The organism is Pseudomonas sp. NFACC10-1, assembly GCF_900119195.1.
GTDB lineage: Bacteria > Pseudomonadota > Gammaproteobacteria > Pseudomonadales > Pseudomonadaceae > Aquipseudomonas > Aquipseudomonas cerasi.
The window spans coordinates 81222-102231 of the sequence record NZ_FPJB01000002.1; the positions used below are offsets into that span (position 1 = coordinate 81222).

The 21010-nt window shown below is 60.3% G+C and carries 14 protein-coding genes and 1 pseudogene; 3 read left to right on the plus strand and 12 right to left on the minus strand.

Features of this window, described 5'->3' with window-relative positions; translation table 11 throughout:
- The first annotated feature begins 63 nt into the window (after positions 1–63).
- The 3 genes from BT119_RS05050 to nadE all read left to right on the plus strand — a co-directional run bounded on the left by BT119_RS05050 (position 64) and on the right by nadE (position 3146).
- Positions 64–969: a LysR substrate-binding domain-containing protein gene (locus tag BT119_RS05050; protein WP_003366356.1), complete on the plus strand. Its 906-nt coding sequence runs from the start codon at positions 64–66 to the stop codon at positions 967–969.
- Positions 970–1068: 99 nt separating this feature from the next.
- Positions 1069–2292: a nicotinate phosphoribosyltransferase gene (pncB, locus tag BT119_RS05055; protein ID WP_024662694.1), complete on the plus strand. Its 1224-nt coding sequence runs from the start codon at positions 1069–1071 to the stop codon at positions 2290–2292.
- 26 nt (positions 2293–2318) lie between these two features.
- The gene (gene nadE, locus BT119_RS05060; protein ID WP_003317217.1) at positions 2319–3146 is read left to right on the plus strand and encodes an ammonia-dependent NAD(+) synthetase; all 828 of its coding nucleotides are present in this window, start codon (positions 2319–2321) and stop codon (positions 3144–3146) included.
- A gap of 208 nt (positions 3147–3354) precedes the next feature.
- Here nadE and azu read toward each other — a convergent pair whose 3' ends face one another.
- The 12 genes and pseudogenes from azu to rnr all read right to left on the minus strand — a co-directional run bounded on the left by azu (position 3355) and on the right by rnr (position 20832).
- The gene (azu, locus tag BT119_RS05070; protein WP_003366351.1) at positions 3355–3801 is read right to left on the minus strand and encodes an azurin; all 447 of its coding nucleotides are present in this window, start codon (positions 3799–3801) and stop codon (positions 3355–3357) included.
- Positions 3802–3953: 152 nt separating this feature from the next.
- Positions 3954–4847 (minus strand): transglutaminase family protein, encoded by an 894-nt coding sequence (locus BT119_RS05075; protein ID WP_003431929.1) that lies wholly within the window; start codon positions 4845–4847, stop codon positions 3954–3956.
- On the minus strand, positions 4847–7342 hold the full coding sequence (locus BT119_RS05080; RefSeq protein WP_072364983.1) for a circularly permuted type 2 ATP-grasp protein: 2496 nt from the start codon (positions 7340–7342) through the stop codon (positions 4847–4849). The genes BT119_RS05075 and BT119_RS05080 overlap by 1 nt, the downstream gene beginning before the upstream one ends.
- Positions 7343–7431: 89 nt before the next feature.
- Positions 7432–10710, minus strand: a pseudogene (locus BT119_RS05085) (DUF2126 domain-containing protein).
- 494 nt (positions 10711–11204) lie between these two features.
- Positions 11205–13514 (minus strand): YgiQ family radical SAM protein, encoded by a 2310-nt coding sequence (locus BT119_RS05095; protein WP_003431932.1) that lies wholly within the window; start codon positions 13512–13514, stop codon positions 11205–11207.
- A gap of 107 nt (positions 13515–13621) precedes the next feature.
- Positions 13622–15016, minus strand: coding sequence for a replicative DNA helicase (gene dnaB, locus BT119_RS05100; protein WP_003366338.1), 1395 nt, complete (start codon positions 15014–15016; stop codon positions 13622–13624).
- Positions 15017–15139: 123 nt separating this feature from the next.
- Positions 15140–15586: a 50S ribosomal protein L9 gene (rplI, locus tag BT119_RS05105; RefSeq protein ID WP_003317208.1), complete on the minus strand. Its 447-nt coding sequence runs from the start codon at positions 15584–15586 to the stop codon at positions 15140–15142.
- A gap of 19 nt (positions 15587–15605) precedes the next feature.
- Positions 15606–16502: a YybS family protein gene (locus tag BT119_RS05110; protein WP_072364988.1), complete on the minus strand. Its 897-nt coding sequence runs from the start codon at positions 16500–16502 to the stop codon at positions 15606–15608.
- A gap of 39 nt (positions 16503–16541) precedes the next feature.
- Positions 16542–16772 (minus strand): 30S ribosomal protein S18, encoded by a 231-nt coding sequence (gene rpsR / locus BT119_RS05115; RefSeq protein WP_002551829.1) that lies wholly within the window; start codon positions 16770–16772, stop codon positions 16542–16544.
- A 28-nt stretch (positions 16773–16800) separates the two neighbouring features.
- Complete coding sequence (rpsF, locus tag BT119_RS05120) at positions 16801–17226, minus strand: 30S ribosomal protein S6 (protein WP_002551828.1); 426 nt, start codon at positions 17224–17226, stop codon at positions 16801–16803.
- A gap of 214 nt (positions 17227–17440) precedes the next feature.
- Entirely contained in the window at positions 17441–18202 is a 762-nt protein-coding gene (rlmB, locus tag BT119_RS05125) for a 23S rRNA (guanosine(2251)-2'-O)-methyltransferase RlmB (protein ID WP_072364990.1), read from the minus strand.
- Entirely contained in the window at positions 18199–20832 is a 2634-nt protein-coding gene (gene rnr / locus BT119_RS05130; RefSeq protein ID WP_072364992.1) for a ribonuclease R, read from the minus strand. The genes rlmB and rnr overlap by 4 nt, the downstream gene beginning before the upstream one ends.
- Between the last annotated feature and the right edge of the window lie 178 nt (positions 20833–21010).

Consider the following 21010-nt stretch of genomic DNA (forward strand, 5'->3'; position numbering starts at 1 on the left):
TATCATTCCGATAATTCATATTGCTTACGCCAGCCCCTTCGCGCCGCAAACAGAGAAGTCATCATGCTGAACAAACGTCATCTGCCCTCGATAGCCGCATTGCAATGCTTTGAGGCAGTGACCCGGCACCTGAGCTTCACGCGCGCGGCAGAAGAACTCAACCTGACCCAGAGCGCCGTCAGCAAGCAGGTCGCGCAACTCGAAGAGCTGGTTCAGCACCTGTTGTTCCAGCGCGTGCGCCGCCGTCTGCAACTGACGCCGGCCGGGGCGCTGTACCTGGCCGAAGTGCGCAAGATCCTGACCCAGATTGAGATGTCCACCCACTTCCTGCGCTCCTACGGCGGAGAAACCGAAGTACTGCGCGTCTCCACCCCGTCGACATTCGGCGCCCGCTGGCTGGTGCCGCGCCTCAAGGGCTGGCGCTTGCGTCACCCGCACATTCATCTGGACCTGATCAACGAGCAGGAATCCGATGATCTGATCAAAGGCCGTTGCGACGTGTCGTTCTATTTCGGCCAGGCCGCCACGCCCGGTGCAGAAAGCGTGAAGCTGTTCGGCGAGGAACTGGTGGCGGTGTGCGCCCCCGAAAGCCTGCCGGACGAGCCGCTCAGCGACCCGACCCAACTGAGCGAGCTGGTCCTGCTGCAGAATGCCTTCCGCCCCGAAGCCTGGCATGAATGGTTCGAAAGCCAGGGCTATCACACCGACCACAGCTATCACGGGCCGCGCTTTGAAACCTTCTATATGTGCATCCGCGCAGCCCAGGTTGGCTGCGGCGTTGCGCTGCTGCCACGCTTTCTGGTCGAGGAGGAACTGGCCGAGGGCAAACTGGTGATTGCCTGGGATTACGCATTGCCCAGCACTAACAGCGCCTACTACCTGTCCTATCCGGAACACACCGCCGACGTGCCCAAAATCCGGGTTTTTCTACAGTGGATGCTGGAACAGTTGGATCAACCCCCCGCTTAAGGGCGACAATGCACACCCATCCGGCCGTGAGCCTTCCATGGTGACAGACAGGAAGTCACGCGCCCCACTTTATCCGGCTGCTCTGGAGAGCCTGATTCAATGAGCGAGAGCGCCTTTTCCAATCGCATCGTGCAAAGCCTGCTCGATACCGATTTCTACAAGCTGACCATGATGCAGGCCGTCCTGCACAACTACCCGAACGTGGACGTCGAGTGGGAGTTCCGTTGCCGCAACGGGGAGGACCTTCGCCCCTATCTGGATGAAATCAAGCACCAGATCGAGCTGTTGTGCGAGCTGTCGCTGAGCCCTGAACATTTGGCTTTTCTGGAGCGCATCACCTTCATCAAACCGGATTTCCTGCGCTTTCTCGGGCTGTTCCGCTTCAATACCCGCTACGTGAAAACCACCATCGAGAATGACGAACTGTGCATTCGCCTGCATGGGCCGTGGCTGCATGTCATTTTGTTTGAAGTGCCGCTGCTGGCCATCGTCAGCGAAGTGCGCAACCGGCATCGTTACCCGGATACCCTGCTCAGTCAGGCGCGGGATCGTCTGTATGACAAGTTCGAATGGCTGACCACGCATGCCACGGCAGATGAACTGGCCGAGCTGAAAGTGGCGGACTTCGGCACGCGCAGGCGGTTTTCCTATCGTGTGCAGGAAGAAATGCTTGGTGTCCTGAAAAACGACTTTCCAGGTCAGTTCGTCGGCACCAGCAACGTTCATCTGGCCCGTCAGCTGGACCTGAAACCCTTGGGCACCATGGCTCACGAATGGATCATGGCCCATCAGCAGCTGGGGCCGCGTCTGATCGACAGTCAGATCGCCGCGCTCGATTGCTGGGTCCGCGAATACCGCGGCCTGCTGGGGATCGCGCTGACCGACTGCATCACCACCGATGCCTTCCTGAACGACTTCGATCTGTACTTCGCCAAGCTGTTCGACGGTTTGCGCCATGATTCGGGCGACCCGGTGAAGTGGGCCGAAAAATGCATCTCGCATTACCAGAAGCTCGGTATCGACCCGATGAGCAAGACGCTGGTGTTTTCCGATGGGCTGAACCTGCCCAAGGCGCTCGATATCTTTCGTGCGTTGCGCGGACGCATCAATGTCAGCTTCGGTATCGGCACCAACCTGACGGCCGACATCCCCGGCATTGCGCCGATGAACATGGTATTGAAAATGACGGCTTGCGCCGGTCAGGCCGTGGCGAAAATCTCTGACGAGCCCGGCAAGACGCAGTGCAAGGATCCGAACTTTGTCGCCTACCTGCGGCATGTGTTCAAGGTGCCGGATTTGCCGAGCCCGGAAAAACCCGCTTGAATTGTCCTATTTACGAGGAGTGAATCATGCACGCCGTACAGCGCCAGATTGCTGAACAGCTCAAGGTCCAGCCACCTTTCGCGGACCAGAACGCGCTGCAGGCCGAGGTCGCCCGCCGCGTCAACTTCATCAAGGAGTGCCTGCAGAACGCACGGCTCAAGACCCTGGTGCTCGGTATCAGCGGCGGGGTCGACTCGCTGACGGCCGGCTTGCTCGCTCAGCGTGCGGTCAAGGAACTGCGTGAAAGCACGGGCGACAATGCTTATCGCTTCATCGCGGTGCGCCTGCCTTATGTGGTGCAGGCCGATGAGCACGAAGCCCAGGCCTCTGTCGATTTCATCGAGCCGGACGAGCGCCATACCATCAACATCGGCAGCAGCGTCAAGGCACTGGCCGCCGAGGTGAAGGCGTTCGATGGACTTCCGGCGACCTCGGTGGATTTCGTGCTCGGCAACACCAAGGCGCGCATGCGCATGGTCGCGCAGTACACCGTCGCCGGGGCCTATCATGGGCTGGTGATCGGCACTGATCACGCGGCCGAAGCGGTGATGGGCTTCTTCACCAAGTTCGGCGACGGCGCATGCGACCTGGCACCGTTGAGCGGTCTGGTGAAAAACCAGGTACGCGCCATCGCCCGCCATTTCGGCGCACCGGAATCATTGGTCGAGAAAGTACCGACTGCGGACCTGGAAGACCTGTCACCCGGCAAACCGGACGAAGCCTCGCACGGCGTGACCTACGCCGAGATCGACGCCTTCCTGCACGGCGAGCCGGTGCGCGAAGAAGCGTTCCGGATCATTTGCGAAACCTACGCCAAGACTCAGCACAAACGCGAATTGCCGTACGCGCCGTGAGAGGGTGCGGAACGAGAGAGCCGCAACACTATCGTGCCCATGCTCCGCGTGGGTACGCCTTTCTGGACGCTCTGCGTCCTATCCGGAATGTACGGCGCGGCGCAGATCTGTGACGCAGAGCGTCACCCAAGGCATTCCCACGCTGGAGCGTGAGGAACGATAATCTCAACTCGTGCGACGCTCCTCACACGCCTCAAGGGACCTGTCGTTACTTCAGGGTCACAGCGCCTTTCATCATGCTGATGTGCCCGGGGAAGGTGCAGAAGAACTGGTATTCCTGTGCCGGGTCGAGCTTCGACACGTCAAACGTCACCGCGTCCTTTTCGCCAGCGCCGATGACTTTGGTGTGGGCGATGACGCGGCTGTCGTCCGGCTTCAAATAGTCCTTGTCGATGCCCGCCGCCATGCCGTCGGTGACGATTGCCTGGGTGTCGGCCTTTTTGCCCAGCACCCAGTTATGGCCCATGACATTCTTCGGCAGGCTGCCGGAGTGAGTCAGGTTGACGGTGAATTCCTTGCAGCTCTTGTCGATCTCAATGGCTTTGGTGTCGTACATCATTTGATCGGTCGAATCGACTGTGACCGAGCACTCGGCAGCCAGCAATTGACCACTGGCCAATGACAACAGCGAAATCGCTACAAGCTTGCGAATCATTTGAATCTCCAGGGCAGGACTTGATTAACGTAAAACTGATGTAAGAAGAGAGTGCCCGATCAGGGCCGGGGTTCCAAGAACGTGCGTCAAATGGTCCCGCGGACGCTCGCGACGGAGCGCCCTTCTGAAGAACGATTCACGGGAGCAGGTAATTAGGCGCTGACCGGCATCACCGTCACCCGCACCTCAGGATCATGCGTGCCGCCGCCCAGAATCACGCCACGCAACGGCGAGACATCAGAGAAATCGCGCCCCCAGGCCAGGCTGATGTGCTCCAGCGCAGGCTGCACATTATTGGTAGGGTCGAAGTCCACCCAGCCAGAGGCCGGACAGAATACCGAGACCCAGGCGTGCGAGGCGTCGGCACCGATCAACCGGGGTTGGCCCGGTGGCGGCTGGGTCAGCAGATAGCCGCTCACATAGCGCGCCGCCAGGCCACGAGAGCGTAGACACGCCAGCATCAAGTGGGCGAAGTCCTGACACACGCCTCGCCGCCGCTCCAGCACTTCCACCAGCGGCGTGGCGACCTGAGTGGCCTCTTCATCGAAGGTAAACTCCTCGAAGATCTTTTCCATCAAGGCCTGCACACACAGCAGCAATGGACGGCCCGGCGGGAAACAGACCTGCGAGAACTCGACGAATGAGCGCTTCAGGTGAACGTAGGGGGATTCGAAACGATAGCGGCAGGCCTCCAGAATATCTTCGGTCATCGGCTTGGCGCTGTATGTCAGCGCGCTGCGGGTCACTTCCCATTCCGGCGACAGATTGAAGTCCAGAAACGGCTTCTCCATCACCTCGATACGCAACCGCGCATTGACCTGCAATTCATCATGTGGACGCTCGAAGGCCAGACGGGTCAGCGGGTTGCCGAATACATCCAGCTCATCGCGACGCGTGGTGGGTTCAGGAAGAATCTCCAGCGCCTGCTCGGTGCAACGCTGCCAGGGACTGCTGCGCGGCCACAGGTGCGCCAGTTGCTGGGCCAACGAGACCGGGCTGTCGTACTTGTAATGTGTGTCATGGAAAATCTGGTAGAAAGCGCTCATCAGACAGACACCGTACGTTGGCTGACATCATCGACGTGGGCAAAATGGCGCAACGCCAAGCGATCGGACGCCAGGCCACTGCTGTCGCCAATGCTCTGCAGCAGGTCCGCCAGCCCGTCGAGTACGGCGTCGATACTGCTCTGGCCAAACAAAGGATTCTCCAGGCTGCCCAGGTCGAACGCGGCAAGACGCTGCGCCAACACCGTCAGGCTGCTGTCGCGTGGCGCATCGAACTCGTCGTTCAGGCGGCGCAACGAGCGCTGCACCAGCTTGAGCTGAAACAGCACCGCATGCGGGTTCTGCTCGTCGAGCAGCAACAGGTCCAGCACCGGAATCAGATGCGGCACCGCCATGTAGCGCGAGCGATAGGTGATGCTGCTGTTGCCCAGCTCCAGCAACCACTCCAGCCCGGCCTGTTCGAAAACCACCAGCCCGCGCAAAAACGCCGACAGGCTGGTACTGAGAAACTTCAGGCGCTCGATACGTCGCCCGATCATCAGGAAGCTCCAGCCTTCGTCGCGGGTCATGTCGTCCAGCGCAAAACCGGAGAGCGCTGCCAGCGACATCACCAGACGGTTGAGAAAATCCAGCAGTTCGCCGAAATCCGGCTCTTCGGTTTCCAGACTCAAGGCTTCGCGCTGCAACTCGACCAGCGCCTGCCAGTTTTCCTTGGATAACTTGCCACGCACTTGCGAAGCGGCCCACTGCAAACGCTGCAAATTGGCGCGCAGGCTGAACGGCCACTCGTCACCCATCAGCGCGACAAGCAGGCGATCCTTCAGCTCTTCGCCTTCCTGCGCCTCGGGCAGCATGCCCAGACTCTCGGCCAGCGCGACGGCGGCTTGCAGCGCAAGAGGGTCATCGTCGTCGACGTAGCGCGTCAGCATGATACGCAGCAGGCGTGCACTGTCGTCACAGCGCTCGCAGTAACGTCCGAACCAGAACAGGTTTTCCACCACCCGTGACGGCAGATAAGGGTCGCGACGAATCAGGTCGTAGACACCCAGCTTACGCTGGCCTTTCCACGGCTCGCCGAGGTGCGAGCGCTCACCCAGCACCCAAGTGTCCTTGCTCGCCCCGCCACGCTGCATCGATACCACGTCGGCGTCGGCTTCAGCGGCCACTCGGGTCAAGCCGCCCGGCAGCACACGATAGCCATCAAGACTGGCCACTGCATACACACGCATGCCAATGGCGCGCGGCTGTAAACCGGTGCCATCAGCCTGTAGCACCGGAGCATGGGACAACTGCGCCAGCTCCTGCGCGACGTAGGCATAGGGCCGCGACTGCATGCGCTGGGCAAGGACCAGACGCTGCTCCTCATTCAAATCACGGCCAAACACCGGCGCGAAATGTTGCGAGGGGAACGCCGGCTTGATCAACAGATCCGGCAGTTTTTCCAGCGCCTGGGCCAGCACCGGCGGCTCTCCGCACCACCAGGTCGCCACCGAGGGCAGGATCAGATCCTCGCCGAACAGGTATTGACTGATTTTCGGCAAAAAGCCCAGCAGCCCCGGAGACTCCAGCACACCACTGCCCAACGCATTGGCGACCAGCACGTTGCCCTGACGCACGGCCTCAAGCAGCCCCGGTACACCCAGCGCGGAGTCGGTACGCAATTCCAGAGGGTCGCAGAAGTCATCGTCCAGACGGCGCATGATGGCGTGAACCCGACGCAAGCCGCTGAGGGTTTTCAGGTAGACCGTGGCATCGCGCACCGTCAGATCACCACCCTCGACCAGCGGATAGCCCAGTTGTCGCGCCAGGTACAAATGTTCGAAGTAGCTTTCGTTGAAACGGCCCGGCGTCAGCAGGACGATCAGCGGTGCCTCGTTGCTGGTGGGCGCCTGACGGGCCAGCGTCTGCTGCAACGCGTCGAAGAAACCCGACAGGTGCCGGACCTGCAGGTCGCGATAGGTCTCCGGCAAGGCGCGCGCGACGCTTTGGCGGTTTTCGAGCGCATAACCGGCACCCGAAGGCGCCTGGGTACGGTCGGCAGTGACCCACCAGCGTCCGTCCGGGGTACGCGCCAGGTCGACGGCGTACATGTGCAGGAACGTGCCTTCAGGGGGCTTCACGCCCTGACACGGCCAGAGAAAGTTGTTGTGGCCAAACACCAGCTCGGCGGGCAGCAGGCCATTGGCGATCAGCGTCTGCGGGCCGTAAAGGTCCGCGAGCACTGCGTTGAGCAGCCGTGCACGCTGGGCAATCCCTGCCGCCACGTGCTGCCATTCATCCGCCGCAATGATGTGCGGCAACAGGTCCAGCTCCCACGGGCGATCGGCACCCTTGGGGTCGGCATAGACGTTGTAGGTGACACCGTTTTCCTGAATCTGCCGGGTCAGCAGGGCCTGGCGCTGGATCAGTTGCGCCGCGCTGCTGCGCCGCATGTGCTCGTACAGACGACGCCAGTGCGGGCGAACGGCTCCGTCGGCGTCGAGCATTTCGTGGTAAGTACCCTCGGACAGCGGGTAGTGGTCAAGCAGGTCGGGCATGGAAGGCTCGGCAGGCAACGTAAGGACTTCAGATTAGTGCAGTCAGATGTCACGTCCGTGTGCATCTGACGCACAGAGCCACTGTTTTTTTAATGCAGACGCATATCCAGCGTCATCGGCAGCTCGTGGTTAATGTTGAGCGACGGAACGTCCAGTTTGCCTGGGGTGTGGCCGATGCGGAAGAAACGTGACAGGCGACGGCTTTCCGCTTCGTTGGCGTTGACCGGCAAGGTTTCGTAGTTACGGCCGCCCGGATGGGCGACATGATACTCGCAGCCACCCAGCGAGCGGTGCATCCAGGTGTCGAGCAGATCGAAAACCAGTGGCGCATGCACGCCAATGGTCGGTTGCAGGCAATTGGCCGGCTGCCAGGCGCGATAACGCACACCCGCGACGAACTCACCGACCCGTCCGGTCGGCTGCAGGGGCACTGCGACACCGTTACAGGTCAACACGTAGCGTTGCGGTGGCAGCCCGCTGATATGCACTTGCAGACGCTCCAGCGATGAATCGACGTAGCGCACCGCGCCGCCGGCCGAGCCCTCTTCACCCAGGACATGCCAGGGCTCAAGCGCCTGACGCAGCTCCAGCTCGATGCCGTTGACGGCGTAATCGCCTACTTTCGGGAAGCGGAATTCCAGGTGCGCGGAGAACCAGTCGGCCTGCACCGGGTAGCCTGCCGCGTTAAGGTCGGCGACCACATCGGCAAAATCCTGCTCGATGAAGTGCGGCAGCATGAAGCGGTCATGCAGTTGCGTGCCCCAGCGCGCCAGCTTCGCGGGCGCGTAGGGTTCACGCCAGAAGCGCGCCACCAGCGCGCGCAGCAGCAACTGTTGCGCCAGGCTCATGCGCGCATGCGGCGGCATCTCGAAGGCGCGCAGCTCGAGCAGCCCCAGGCGTCCGGTTGCGCCATCGGGCGAGTAAAGCTTGTCAATGCAGAACTCGGCACGGTGGGTATTGCCGGTGACGTCAATCAGCAGGTTACGCAGCAGACGGTCCACCACCCACGGCGCAACCTGCTCGCCTGGCTTCGGCATCTGTGCAAAAGCGATTTCCATCTCGTAGAGCGAGTCATTGCGCGCTTCGTCGATGCGCGGTGCCTGAGACGTCGGGCCGATGAACAGGCCGGAAAACAGGTACGACAGCGAAGGATGGTTGTGCCAGTAGCTGATCAGGCTGCGCAGCAGGTCCGGACGCCGCAGAAACGGCGAATCTGCCGGCGTTGTGCCGCCCAGCACGAAATGGTTGCCCCCGCCGGTGCCAGTATGACGGCCGTCGATCATGAACTTCTCGGTGGTCAGACGCGTGAGGCAAACCTATTCATAGAGAAACTCGGTGCGCTCGACCAGTTCGTCCCAGCTCGCCGAAGGCTGCACGTTGACCTCGATCACACCAGGGTCCGGCGTGATCCGGAAATTGCACAGCCGCGGATCGCTCGGCGGTTCGTAGCCTTCCAGCAGGATCGGGCACTGCAGTTCCTCTGCAGTCGCCTCGATCACCGCCACCAGTTCAAGGTATTCCTCAAGCTTTTGCAGCGGCGGCATGAACAGGTACAGCCGCCCCTCGCGCGCTTCGGCACACAGCGCCGTGCGGGTCAGCCAGTCGGCCGACTCGTCGATCTTCGGCGGGCGCTCGGCGTCCGTGTCTGTGGACTTGAGCGCTGAGGTCAACGAGTCGCTGTCGGCCAGTTCGGGGAAGTCCTGGTTATGGTCGGTCGGATGAATGAACGGGTATTCCGCCGCCTTGACCCAAGGCTGCGACGCCAGCGGCAATCGATAGCCCAGCGCAGAATCCCCCGGCACCAGACGGCAATGCTCGTCACGCAAGTACCAGCGGCCACTCTGCCAGCTGTCACCGTCCGCGTTGCGAGCCAGCGGCAGAACCTGACCGATCATCTTGTCCAGCCCCTGAGCGAAGACCTTGCGCAGACGGGCCCGCTCCAGCTCGTCACCCAGCCGCGAATCTTCGGCGGTGACGTTGACTGGCAATGCGCCTTCGCGCCACAAGTAATAGAAATTGTCTTCGTAAGCCGGGAAAACGAAGCGGGCCGGCAGCTTCAAGCGCTCGGCAACACTGGCGAGAAAACGCCCTGCCAGTTCACCCGTAGCACCGTAGTCACGGGTTTCATCGGCGATCAGCGCATTATTGCGCCACACCGGCTGGCCGTCCTTGCGCCAGAAGCAGTTCAGCGACCAGCGCGGCAACTGCTCACCTGGATACCATTTGCCTTGCCCGAAATGCACGATGCCCAGCGGCGCGTAATGCCCGCGCATGCGCTGGAACAGCTCGGCGGACAGCTCGCGCTTGCGCGGCCCCAGCGCGGCGGTGTTCCATTCGGCGCCATCGCGGTCGTCGATGGACACGAAGGTCGGCTCGCCGCCCATGGTCAGACGCACATCGTCGCGCAGCAGATCGGCGTCGATCTGTCGACCAAGCGCCTGAATGTCCTGCCATTGCGCTTCGGTGTAAGGCTTGGTGACGCGCGGCGCCTCCCAGATGCGTTCGACCGACATTTCGTGGCTGAAATCGGTTTCGCACGGCTCGACCAGACCACTGATCGGTGCTGCCGAGGAAGGCTCGGGGCTGCACGCCAGAGGAATGTGTCCTTCGCCAGCGAACAGGCCGGACGTGGCGTCCAGCCCGACCCAGCCTGCGCCCGGCAGATAGACCTCGCACCAGGCGTGCAGGTCGGTGAAGTCGACATCCGTACCGGACGGCCCGTCGAGCGCCTCGACATCGGCCTTGAGCTGAATGAGGTAGCCCGACACAAAGCGCGCCGCCATGCCCAGATGACGCAACAGCTGCACCAGCAGCCATGCGGAGTCGCGGCACGAGCCCGATGCATTTTCCAGGGTGAATTCCGGGGTCTGAACGCCGGGTTCCATGCGGATCAGGTAAGCGACGTCCTGACTCAGGCGCTGGTTGAGGCCGACCAGGAAGTCGATGGCCGGAATCGGCTCGCGACTGATGCTGTCCAGATACGCCTGAAATCTCGGGGTCAGCGGCAGTTTTTCGAGGTACGGCGCCAGCTCGCGCTGCTCTTCGCTGGCGTAGGTGAACGGAATATTCTCGGCGTAGGGCTCCAGGAAGAAGTCGAACGGATTGAACACCGCCATCTCGGCGACCAGATCGACTTCGACACGGAATTCGTCGGTCTTTTCCGGGAAGACCAGACGCGCGAGGTAATTGCCTTGAGGGTCCTGCTGCCAGTTGATGAAATGGTTTTCAGGCAGGACTTTCAGCGAATAAGACAGCACGCGTGTGCGGCTATGAGCGGCCGGACGCAGGCGAACGATCTGCGGACCCAGTTCGACCGCGCGGTCGTAGCGATAGTGCGTGACATGGTGCAAGGCAATATGAATCGACACGGCGTGCCTCCTGCGAGCCTGAACGGTAATTGAGCCGCGCAAGACTTATGCCATCCGGTCAAAGTCGTGCGCCAACGAGAGTGGCATTCCCCGCCTGAACAGGCGCAGCACCAAAATCGTGCCGGCCGAAGCCAACGGTGCAAGGGTCGCACAGTAATAAGGCAGACAGTGTGGCAGAGGGATTGAGTGGGGGGTGAAGAATTGTGAAGGCGTTTGGATACGCATGCGGCGCGTTGCAGGTGTAAGACGCGCAGCTTCACCCAAGGCATTCCCACCCCGTGGGAGCGAGCTTGCTCGCGAAGGCGTCATCACTGAACCACCGCTTTCGCGAGCAAGCTCGCTCCCACAAGGGATTGCAGGTGGGTTTTCAGCACTGCCCGACGCTACATTTCCGGCACTATCAGCACACGAGCACATGATAGGTACACCCACAGAACGAGGAACGATAATACCAACTATCGTGCGACGCTCTGCGTTTGCGCGGATACCTCGCCTTAGCGTGGCACTACTGGCTTGCGCTTGGGCGGTTTGGTGCCTTTGCCCTTGGCTGCATCCATGCGCTCCTTGGCAGCCTGCTTGTTGCGCGCCATGGCGGCAGCCTTGGCCTCTTCACGCTTGTCCCACGGCTTGCTGCCATCGCTTCCGCGTGGCGGCAGGCCGGTGTGCTGGGTCTGGATCAGCGTGGTCTTGGCATTTTTCGCAACCTTGTGGCTGCCCGCCGGCGTCGAGTTCTTGCGGCGCGCGCTCTGATAGCTGTCAGTAGCCGGCTGATGCAACGGGATCAGTTGATCCTTGCCCGGCCCGATCAGGTCGGCACGGCCCATGCGTTCCAGTGCCTCACGCAGCATCGGCCAGCCTTTCGGGTCGTGATAGCGCAGGAAAGCCTTGTGCAAACGACGCTGCGCTTCGCTTTTCACGATGGTGACCGCATCACTCTTGTAGGTGACCTTGCGCAGCGGGTTCTTGCCCGAGTGGTACATGGCGGTGGCCGTAGCCATCGGCGACGGGTAGAACGCCTGCACTTGGTCCGCGCGGAAACCATTGCCCTTGAGCCACAGCGCCAGGTTCATCATGTCTTCATCGGTGGTGCCCGGGTGGGCGGCGATGAAGTAAGGAATCAGGTACTGCTCCTTGCCGGCTTCCTTGGTGTACTTCTCGAACATGCGCTTGAACTTGTCATAGCTGCCAATGCCCGGCTTCATCATCTGGTTGAGCGGACCTTCCTCGGTGTGTTCCGGGGCGATCTTCAGGTAACCACCTACGTGGTGAGTAACCAGTTCCTTGACGTACTCCGGCGACTCGACCGCGAGGTCGTAGCGCAGGCCGGAGGCGATCAGGATCTTTTTCACGCCCGGCAAGGCGCGCGCGCTGCGATACAGCTGGATCAGCGACGAGTGATCGGTATTCAGGTTCGGGCAGATGCCCGGGAATACGCAGGACGGCTTGCGGCAGGCCGACTCGATCTCCGGGCTTTTGCAGGCGATGCGATACATGTTCGCGGTCGGCCCGCCCAGGTCGGAAATGACCCCGGTAAAGCCCGGCACCTTGTCGCGGATTTCTTCGATTTCGCGAATGATCGACTCTTCGGAGCGGTTCTGAATAATCCGCCCTTCGTGCTCGGTGATCGAGCAGAAGGTGCAGCCGCCAAAGCAGCCGCGCATGATGTTCACCGAGAAACGAATCATGTCGTAGGCAGGGATCTTTTCCTTGCCGTACGCAGGATGCGGGACGCGCGCGTAAGGCATGCCAAACACGTAGTCCATTTCTTCAGTGGTCATCGGAATGGGCGGCGGGTTGAACCAGACGTCCACGTCGCCATGTTTCTGCACCAGCGCGCGAGCGTTGCCCGGGTTGGTCTCCAGGTGCAACACGCGGTTGGCGTGGGCATACAGCACAGCGTCGTTACGGACCTTTTCCACCGATGGCAGGCGGATGACCGTCTTGTCGCGGGTCATGCGCGGGCTGGCGAGAATCTGCACCACCTTGGCTTCGTTGGGGTCCTCGACGTTGCCTTTTTCCTGCTCGATGGCGCAGGCCTGCGTGTCCTGGGTGTTGACGTACGGGTTGATGATCTTGTCGACCTTGCCCGGACGGTCGATACGCGTGGAGTCGACCTCATACCAGCCCTGCGGCGTGTCACGACGAATGAACGCCGTACCGCGCACGTCGGTGATGTCTTCGATCTTGTGGCCGTAGGACAGACGCTGGGCGACTTCGACGATCGCGCGTTCGGCATTGCCGTACAGCAGGATGTCGGCGCAGGCGTCAATCAGGATCGAGTTGCGAACCTTGTCCTGCCAATAGTCATAGTGCGCGATTCGGCGCAGCGAAGCCTCGATGCCGCCCAGCACGATCGGTACATGCTTGTAGGCTTCCTTGCAGCGCTGGCTGTAGACCAGACTTGCGCGGTCCGGACGCTTGCCAGCCATGCCGCCAGGGGTATAGGCGTCATCGGAGCGAATCTTCTTGTCTGCGGTATAGCGGTTGATCATCGAGTCCATGTTGCCGGCAGCGACACCGAAAAACAGATTCGGCTCGCCGAGCTTCATGAAGTCGTCTTTGGACTGCCAGTTGGGCTGCGCGATGATCCCGACCCGGAAGCCCTGGGATTCGAGCAGACGACCGATGATCGCCATGCCGAAGGACGGGTGATCCACGTACGCATCACCGGTAACAATGATGATGTCGCAGGAATCCCAGCCAAGCAGATCCATTTCTTCCCGGCTCATGGGCAGGAAAGGTGCTGGTCCGAAACATTCGGCCCAGTACTTGGGATAGTCAAATAACGGCTTGGCTGATTGCATGTTCAGGACCTACGTTTGCACGTTGGAAAAATCGCGGGCGCGGAATATAGCACATTTTTTGATCAAGTCCGACCACGGTGGTCGGATTTGATGGAGTCGACCCGAAGTCAATCGTCGTCGAAGTTGTAACTGCCCGGCGCCAGGTTCTCGAAGCGCGTGTATTTGCCGATGAACGCCAGACGCGTGGTGCCGATGGGGCCGTTACGCTGCTTGCCGATGATGATCTCGGCAATGCCCTTGTGCTCGGTTTCCGGGTGATACACCTCGTCCCGGTAAACGAACATGATGACGTCGGCATCCTGCTCGATCGCTCCGGATTCCCGGAGGTCGGAGTTGATCGGGCGCTTGTTGGGGCGCTGCTCAAGAGAGCGGTTGAGCTGCGACAGGGCAATGACCGGGCAGTTGAATTCCTTGGCCAGCGCTTTCAACGAGCGCGAGATCTCGGAAATCTCGTTGGTACGGTTATCACCGCTGGAACCAGGGATCTGCATCAGCTGCAGGTAGTCGATCATGATCATGGCGATGTCGCCATGCTCACGCACGATCCGCCGCGTCCGCGCGCGCATTTCAGACGGGCTGATACCGGCCGTATCGTCGATGAACAGCTTGCGGTCATTGAGCAGATTGACCGCCGATGTCAGGCGTGGCCAGTCATCGTCATCAAGCTGGCCGGCCCGCACCTTGGTCTGGTCGATGCGCCCCAGCGACGACAACATACGCATGATCAGCGATTCGCCTGGCATCTCCAGCGAGTAGACCAGCACCACCTTGTCACTGCGCAGCACCGCGTTCTCGACTAGGTTCATGGCGAAGGTGGTCTTACCCATCGACGGACGTCCGGCAACGATGATCAGGTCGGCGGGTTGCAATCCGCTGGTTTTTTCATCGAGATCGGTATACCCGGTCGACAGACCGGTAATGGCGTTGTCGCTGTTGAACAGGGTATCGATACGGTCGATGGCCTTGGTCAGCAGGTCATTGACGCTGACCGGGCCGCCAGTCTTGGGGCGCGCTTCGGCGATCTGGAAGATCTGCCGTTCAGCCTCGTCAAGAATCTCTTCGGCGGTCCGGCCTTCGGGGTTGAACGCACTGTCGGCGATTTCGGTACTGATGCCGATCAATTGCCGCAGCGTGGCCCGGGCCCGGACGATCTGCGCATAAGCCTTGATGTTGGCGACAGAAGGCGTGTTTTTCGCCAGCTCACTGAGGTAGCCCAGGCCGCCTACCTGCGAGGTCTGCCCTTCCTTGTCCAGCTGTTCAGCCAGCGTGACCACGTCAATCGGGCTGTTCTGGTCGGCCAAGCGGGCGATGGCGCGGAATATCAGGCGGTGGTCATGTCGATAGAAATCACCATCGGAAACTTGATCGAGCACCCGCTCCCAGGCGTTGTTGTCCAGCATCAAGCCACCGAGTACAGCCTGTTCGGCCTCGATGGAATGCGGCGGCACTTTCAGGGCAGCGGTTTGCAGATCGTATTGTTCGGGGGCGGAAATATCGTTCATGGCCACTTCAATTCGGGGTTTGCAGAATGGGGATGGCACAAAGACAAAGGGCACGACCTGTGAACAGGATCGTGCCCGATGTTAATCCTCTGACGTCAATGCCGCCAGACGATTACGTGTTGCTTAAGCAGCCACTACGACAACGCGTACGGTCGCTTCTACGTCGCTGTGCAGGTGCACGGCTACGTCGAATTCACCAACGTTGCGGATAGTGCCGTTCGGCAGACGAACTTCGCTTTTTGCAACTTCAACGCCGGAGGCGGTCAGTGCATCAGCGATGTCGTGGGTGCCGATCGAACCGAACAGCTTGCCTTCGTCACCAGCAGTGGCAGTGATGGTCACTTCCAGCTCAGCCAGTTGGGCAGCGCGAGTTTCGGCAGATGCTTTCTTGTCTGCAGCCAGTTTTTCCAGCTCGGCACGACGCTCTTCAAACGCAGCCACGTTGGCAGCGGTTGCAGCGGTTGCTTTGCCGTAAGGCAGCAGGTAGTTACGACCGTAGCCGGCCTTAACGTTTACTTTGTCGCCCAGGTTGCCCAGGTTGGCGACTTTTTCCAGAAGGATCAGTTGCATGTGGAAATCCTCTTAACTTTTAACCTTCACCGTTCGCAGGACCATTGCCGGGATCTTTCGAGCTCCGGCGACCGCGAAAATCAATCAGGCTGTCGACAATGGCAATTACCACGAGCAACGGATAAATCAGCTGCATGAACACCAGCAGCGTGATGTACATCCCCACCAGCCAGAACCTGGACAGACGCTTTTCAGCGACCAGACCGTGAATCAGGGCCAGGCCCGCAAAGACCAGCGGTACGCTGCACAGCGGTGCAAGCATCGCTATCTGCGGACCGAAATTCGGCCCCACCAGCATGCACACCACCAGCACCAACGCCGGCACCAGCGGGAGTTTCACGGCGCGAAATTCACGCCCGAAACCACCAGGGTTGTACAACATCGCTTGCCAGTACCGCCCAAGAATCAGGCACAGCACACTGACGATTTGCAGCACAGCCGCTATCAGGCCATTCAGGACGGGTGCAATCAGTGCCCCCAGACGCGCTCGCTCTTCTACGTTCAACTGCTCGTAGAGCCCGGCCAGCATTGTCGGCAGATGTTTCTGCAACTCCTGCGACATTGCTTCCAGAGGCTCGCGAAAAACCGTGCCCAGAATTACTGCATACACCACACCCAATGCCACGCTGACCAGCAGCACACGGACCCAGGACTCGCTGGCACGCAAAACCATTGCCAAACTCAGTGAACCCGCCAGCACCATGGCTGTACGAGGTTCACCGAAATACCACCAGACCAAAGCCGGCAGCAGAGCCCAGGACAGGACACCAACGGCATCACTGAACCCGCGTCGCAGGAGCACAAGGCACCCTGCGGCAGCACTCAACCAGAACAACAGCGGCAATGCCGCACATCCAGCCACTACGAGAGTGGCCTGCATACGGCCGCGCATGATGAATTCAGCCAGGGCACGCATGCTTTCTATCCTTTGTTACGTTTTGTCGACTACCTGGTCTCAGCGGCCGTGGCTGTCGGTGTAGGCCAGCAGGGCCAGGAAGCGGGCACGCTTGATAGCGGTGGCCAGCTGACGCTGATAACGTGCTTTGGTACCAGTGATACGGCTTGGAACGATTTTGCCGGTCTCGGATACGTAGGCTTTCAGAGTGTTGAGATCTTTGTAATCGATCTCTTTGACGTCTTCAGCGGTGAAGCGGCAGAATTTACGACGACGGAAGAAACGTGCCATGTAATTGGCTCCTCAAAAGGTCCGTGGATTACTCGTCAGCGTTATCGCTAACGTCGCTGTTGTCGCCGTCATCGCCATCGGCGCTGTCGGAGTGCTCAGGACGGTCACGACGCTCACGGCGCTCACTGCGGTTCTCTTCAGCCTTGAGCATCTCGGACTGGCCGGTTACGGCTTCGTCGCGACGGATGACCAGGTTACGGATCACAGCATCGTTGTAACGGAAGTTGTCTTCCAGCTCGGCCAGAGCCTTGCCAGTGCACTCAACGTTCAGCATCACGTAGTGAGCCTTGTGAACATTGTTGATTGCGTAAGCCAGTTGACGACGGCCCCAATCTTCCAGACGGTGGATTTTGCCGCCGTCTTCTTCGATCAGCTTGGTGTAACGCTCTACCATGCCGCCGACTTGCTCGCTTTGATCCGGGTGGACCAAAAAGATAATTTCGTAATGACGCATGAATGCTCCTTACGGGTTGTAGCCTGCCGCTCAAATAGCGGTCAGACAAGGAGTGAATGACACTGTTGGTCTTGCTCAGGGACAGGCACATGCGCGCCTGCCGTGACAGCAAGGGGCGCAATTGTAGAGAAGGGTCGGGGGAGGCGCAAGGCAATTGGTGAATTAATGAGCAGATCGCATGGCGCGACCTGCTCACTCTGGCCAGAAGCCGCAATCAGGCTTTTTTGCCGGCAGCCTTGACACTGCGCTGGCGCAGCGCTTCGAACAGACACACGCCAGTCGCGACCGACACGTTGAGGCTGCTGACACTGCCCGCCATCGGCAGGCGCACCAGATAATCACAATGCTCACGGGTCAGGCGACGCATGCCCTTGCCTTCCGCTCCCATGATGATAATGGTCGGCCCGGTCAGGTCCTGCTGATACAGCTCGACCTCGGCCTCGCCCGCAGTACCGACCACCCACAATCCGCGCTGCTGCAGTTTTTCCAGGGTACGCGCCAGGTTGGTTACTGCCACGAGCGGAATGACCTCGGCTGCACCGCAGGCGACCTTGCGCACGGCTGGCGTCAGGGTTGCGGATTTGTCCTTGGGCACGATGACCGCCAGCGCACCTGCCGCATCGGCAGTACGCAGGCAGGCGCCAAGGTTGTGCGGATCGGTCACGCCGTCCAGCACCAACAGCAGCGGCGAGCCCTCACTGCGGTCCAGCAGCTCGTCGAGCATAGCCTCGCCCCAGACCTGGCTCGGGCTGACATCGGCAACAACACCCTGATGCACGCCTTCGACCCAGGCATCCATTTCGCGGCGCTCGGCCTGCCCGATGGTGACGCGATTTTCGGCCGCCAGTGCGACCAGGGTTTGGACGCGAGGGTCGTTACGACCCTCGGCCAGCCAGATGTGCTTGACGCGTTTTGGATGATGACGAAGTAACGCTTCTACGGCGTGAACGCCGTAGATTTTTTCCAGATGACTCATGACTTGGCCTTGGGTTTACGAGCGCCGCTGCTTTTCGCAGCTGGCGCGGAGCCCGTTTTTGACGAGCCTTTACGGTGCTTGCTGGCCGGTTTGCCCGATGAGGGCGCAGAACCCGACCTGTCAGACTTTCCCGACGATGCCTTGCTACCACCCTTCGCGTCTGCCAGAAGCGCTTTTTTCAGCTCGCGGCTTTTACGCACTTCTGCGTTTTTCGCGGCGGCATCGCTCGGGCGATACGCTTCGGTGCTGCTTTCCTTGGTCGAAGCGCTACGGCGTCCGGACTTGGCAGGCGCCTTATCCTTCTCGGCCGTGGTCGTGGCAGCAGGTGCCGCGGTGTCATGACCACGACGCTTGCGAGCCGTCGGCTTTGCAGCCGCTGCCGCTTCGGATATCTCGAAATCGATCTTGCGCTCATCCAGATCGACGCGCATGACGCGCACTTCAACGGTGTCGCCCAAGCGGAAGTTACGCCCGGTACGCTCGCCGGCAAGGCGGTGGTGCAGCGGATCGAAGTGGTAGTAGTCACCCGGCAAGGCGGTCACGTGGACCAGGCCCTCGACATAGATGTCGGTCAGCTCGACGAACAGACCAAAGCCGGTTACAGCGGTGATCACGCCCGGGAAAGACTCGCCGACGCGATCCTTCATGTATTCGCACTTGAGCCAGTTGACCACGTCGCGCGTAGCCTCGTCGGCACGGCGCTCGCTCATCGAGCATTGTTCGCCCAACTGGTCGAGCAGCGCGTCGTCGTATGGGTAGATGCGCGCCTTCGGGATCGTGGCAGCGCCGGCACGACGAACGTGCGGCGTATCCTGCTTGGAGCGAATGACACTGCGAATCGCACGATGGGTCAGCAGGTCCGGATAACGACGGATCGGCGATGTGAAGTGCGTGTACGCTTCGTAATTCAGACCGAAGTGACCGTTGTTGTCCGAGCTGTAGACCGCCTGGCTCAACGAACGCAGCATCACGGTCTGTATCAGGTGGTAGTCAGGACGATCACGAACGGTTTCAAGCAGCGCCTGATAATCCTTCGGTGTCGGACCTTCCTTGCCTTTATGCAACGTCAGGCCCAACTCACCGAGGAACGCACGCAGTTTTTCCAGGCGCTCCGGCGGCGGACCATCGTGGACGCGGTACAACGCAGGAATTTCGTGCTTCTTCAGGAACTGCGCGGTGGCCACGTTGGCGGCCAGCATGCATTCCTCGATCAGCTTGTGGGCATCATTGCGAGTGGTCGGACGGATTTCGGCAATCTTGCGCTCGGAACCGAAGATGATCCGGGTTTCCTGAGTTTCGAAATCGATCGCACCGCGCACATGACGCGCGCCCAGCAATACCTTGTACATGGCATAAAGCTGTTTGAGGTGCGGCACCACATCGCCGTATTCACCACGCAAGCTTTTGGCTTCAGCGGTTTTCGGCTGCTCCAGAATCGTGCTGACCTTGTTGTAGGTCAGGCGAGCGTGAGAGTGGATGATGCCTTCGTAGAACACGTAGTCAGTCATCTCGCCGGTCTTGGAGATGGTCATCTCGCAGACCATGGCCAGACGATCGACATGCGGGTTCAGCGAGCAGAGGCCGTTGGACAATTGCTCAGGCAGCATGGGCACGACGCGCTCGGGGAAATACACCGAGTTGCCGCGCACCTGGGACTCTGCATCCAGCGCCGAGCCGATCTTCACGTAGCTCGATACGTCGGCAATCGCCACGTAGAGCTTCCAGCCGCCGGAGAACAAACGCAGCTTGCCCGGCTTGGCTTCGCAATAGACCGCATCGTCGAAGTCACGAGCGTCTTCGCCGTCGATGGTCACGAACGGCAGATGGCGCAGATCGACGCGGTGTTCCTTGTCCTTCTCTTCGACTTCCGGCTTGAGCCTGGCAGCCTCCTTCAGGACAGCTTCGGGCCAAACATGCGGGATATCGTAGGTACGCAGCGCGACATCGATCTCCATGCCGGGCGCCATGTAGTTGCCCACCACTTCGATCACGTCGCCTTGCGGCTGGAAGCGCGGCGTCGGCCAATGGGTGATTTTCACCTCGACGAACTGACCGATCTTGGCGCCGTTGTTGCGACCCGGCGTCACCAGCACTTCCTGCTGGATTTTCGGGTTATCGGGTACAACAAAACCAATGCCGCTCTCTTCGAAGTAGCGACCAACGATGGTTTCGTGAGCACGCGAGATCACTTCGACAATAACGCCTTCGCGACGACCGCGACGGTCAAGGCCGGAAACACGCGCCAGCGCCCGGTCACCGTCGAATACCAGACGCATTTGCGCCGGGCTCATGAACAGGTCATCGGAACCGTCGTCTGGAACCAGAAAGCCGAAGCCATCGCGATGCCCGGAGATGCGACCCAGGATCAGGTCAAGCTTGTCTACCGGTGCATAAGTGCCGCGACGGGTGTAGATCAACTGGGCGTCACGCTCCATCGCCCGAAGGCGGCGGCGCAGAGCCTCGAATTGATCTTCGGTGGTCAGGCCGAACTCTTCGACCAGTTGCTCGCGACTGGCCGGCGAACCGCGCTCAGCAAGGTGCTGCAAGATCAGCTCGCGGCTGGGAATAGGGTTTTCGTATTTTTCCGCTTCACGAGCGGCCTCGGGATCGAGGGACTGCCAATCGGCCATTAGATAGTTTTCACCTTGTATATATAGGGGTTAGTTTGGCATAGACCTCATGAAACGGGAAATTTCACGCTCAAACCACTCGACAAAAAGCCTCCCTGACCACGCTGCAACACCCGAAACACACCGCCCGCGAATTTTTTCGAATTTTTTTCATCGCCGGGGTTTACAGCCTAAAAAG

Bases quoted from the DNA above. Each gene is read 5' to 3' on its own strand.
- BT119_RS05050 (WP_003366356.1), top strand. From the start codon at position 64: ATGCTGAACAAACGTCATCTGCCCTCGATAGCCGCATTGCAATGCTTT.
- pncB (WP_024662694.1), top strand. From the start codon at position 1,069: ATGAGCGAGAGCGCCTTTTCCAATCGCATCGTGCAAAGCCTGCTCGAT.
- nadE (WP_003317217.1), top strand. From the start codon at position 2,319: ATGCACGCCGTACAGCGCCAGATTGCTGAACAGCTCAAGGTCCAGCCA.
- azu (WP_003366351.1), bottom strand. From the start codon at position 3,801: ATGATTCGCAAGCTTGTAGCGATTTCGCTGTTGTCATTGGCCAGTGGT.
- BT119_RS05075 (WP_003431929.1), bottom strand. From the start codon at position 4,847: ATGAGCGCTTTCTACCAGATTTTCCATGACACACATTACAAGTACGAC.
- BT119_RS05080 (WP_072364983.1), bottom strand. From the start codon at position 7,342: ATGCCCGACCTGCTTGACCACTACCCGCTGTCCGAGGGTACTTACCAC.
- BT119_RS05095 (WP_003431932.1), bottom strand. From the start codon at position 13,514: ATGCAATCAGCCAAGCCGTTATTTGACTATCCCAAGTACTGGGCCGAA.
- dnaB (WP_003366338.1), bottom strand. From the start codon at position 15,016: ATGAACGATATTTCCGCCCCCGAACAATACGATCTGCAAACCGCTGCC.
- rplI (WP_003317208.1), bottom strand. From the start codon at position 15,586: ATGCAACTGATCCTTCTGGAAAAAGTCGCCAACCTGGGCAACCTGGGC.
- BT119_RS05110 (WP_072364988.1), bottom strand. From the start codon at position 16,502: ATGCGTGCCCTGGCTGAATTCATCATGCGCGGCCGTATGCAGGCCACT.
- rpsR (WP_002551829.1), bottom strand. From the start codon at position 16,772: ATGGCACGTTTCTTCCGTCGTCGTAAATTCTGCCGCTTCACCGCTGAA.
- rpsF (WP_002551828.1), bottom strand. From the start codon at position 17,226: ATGCGTCATTACGAAATTATCTTTTTGGTCCACCCGGATCAAAGCGAG.
- rlmB (WP_072364990.1), bottom strand. From the start codon at position 18,202: ATGAGTCATCTGGAAAAAATCTACGGCGTTCACGCCGTAGAAGCGTTA.
- rnr (WP_072364992.1), bottom strand. From the start codon at position 20,832: ATGGCCGATTGGCAGTCCCTCGATCCCGAGGCCGCTCGTGAAGCGGAA.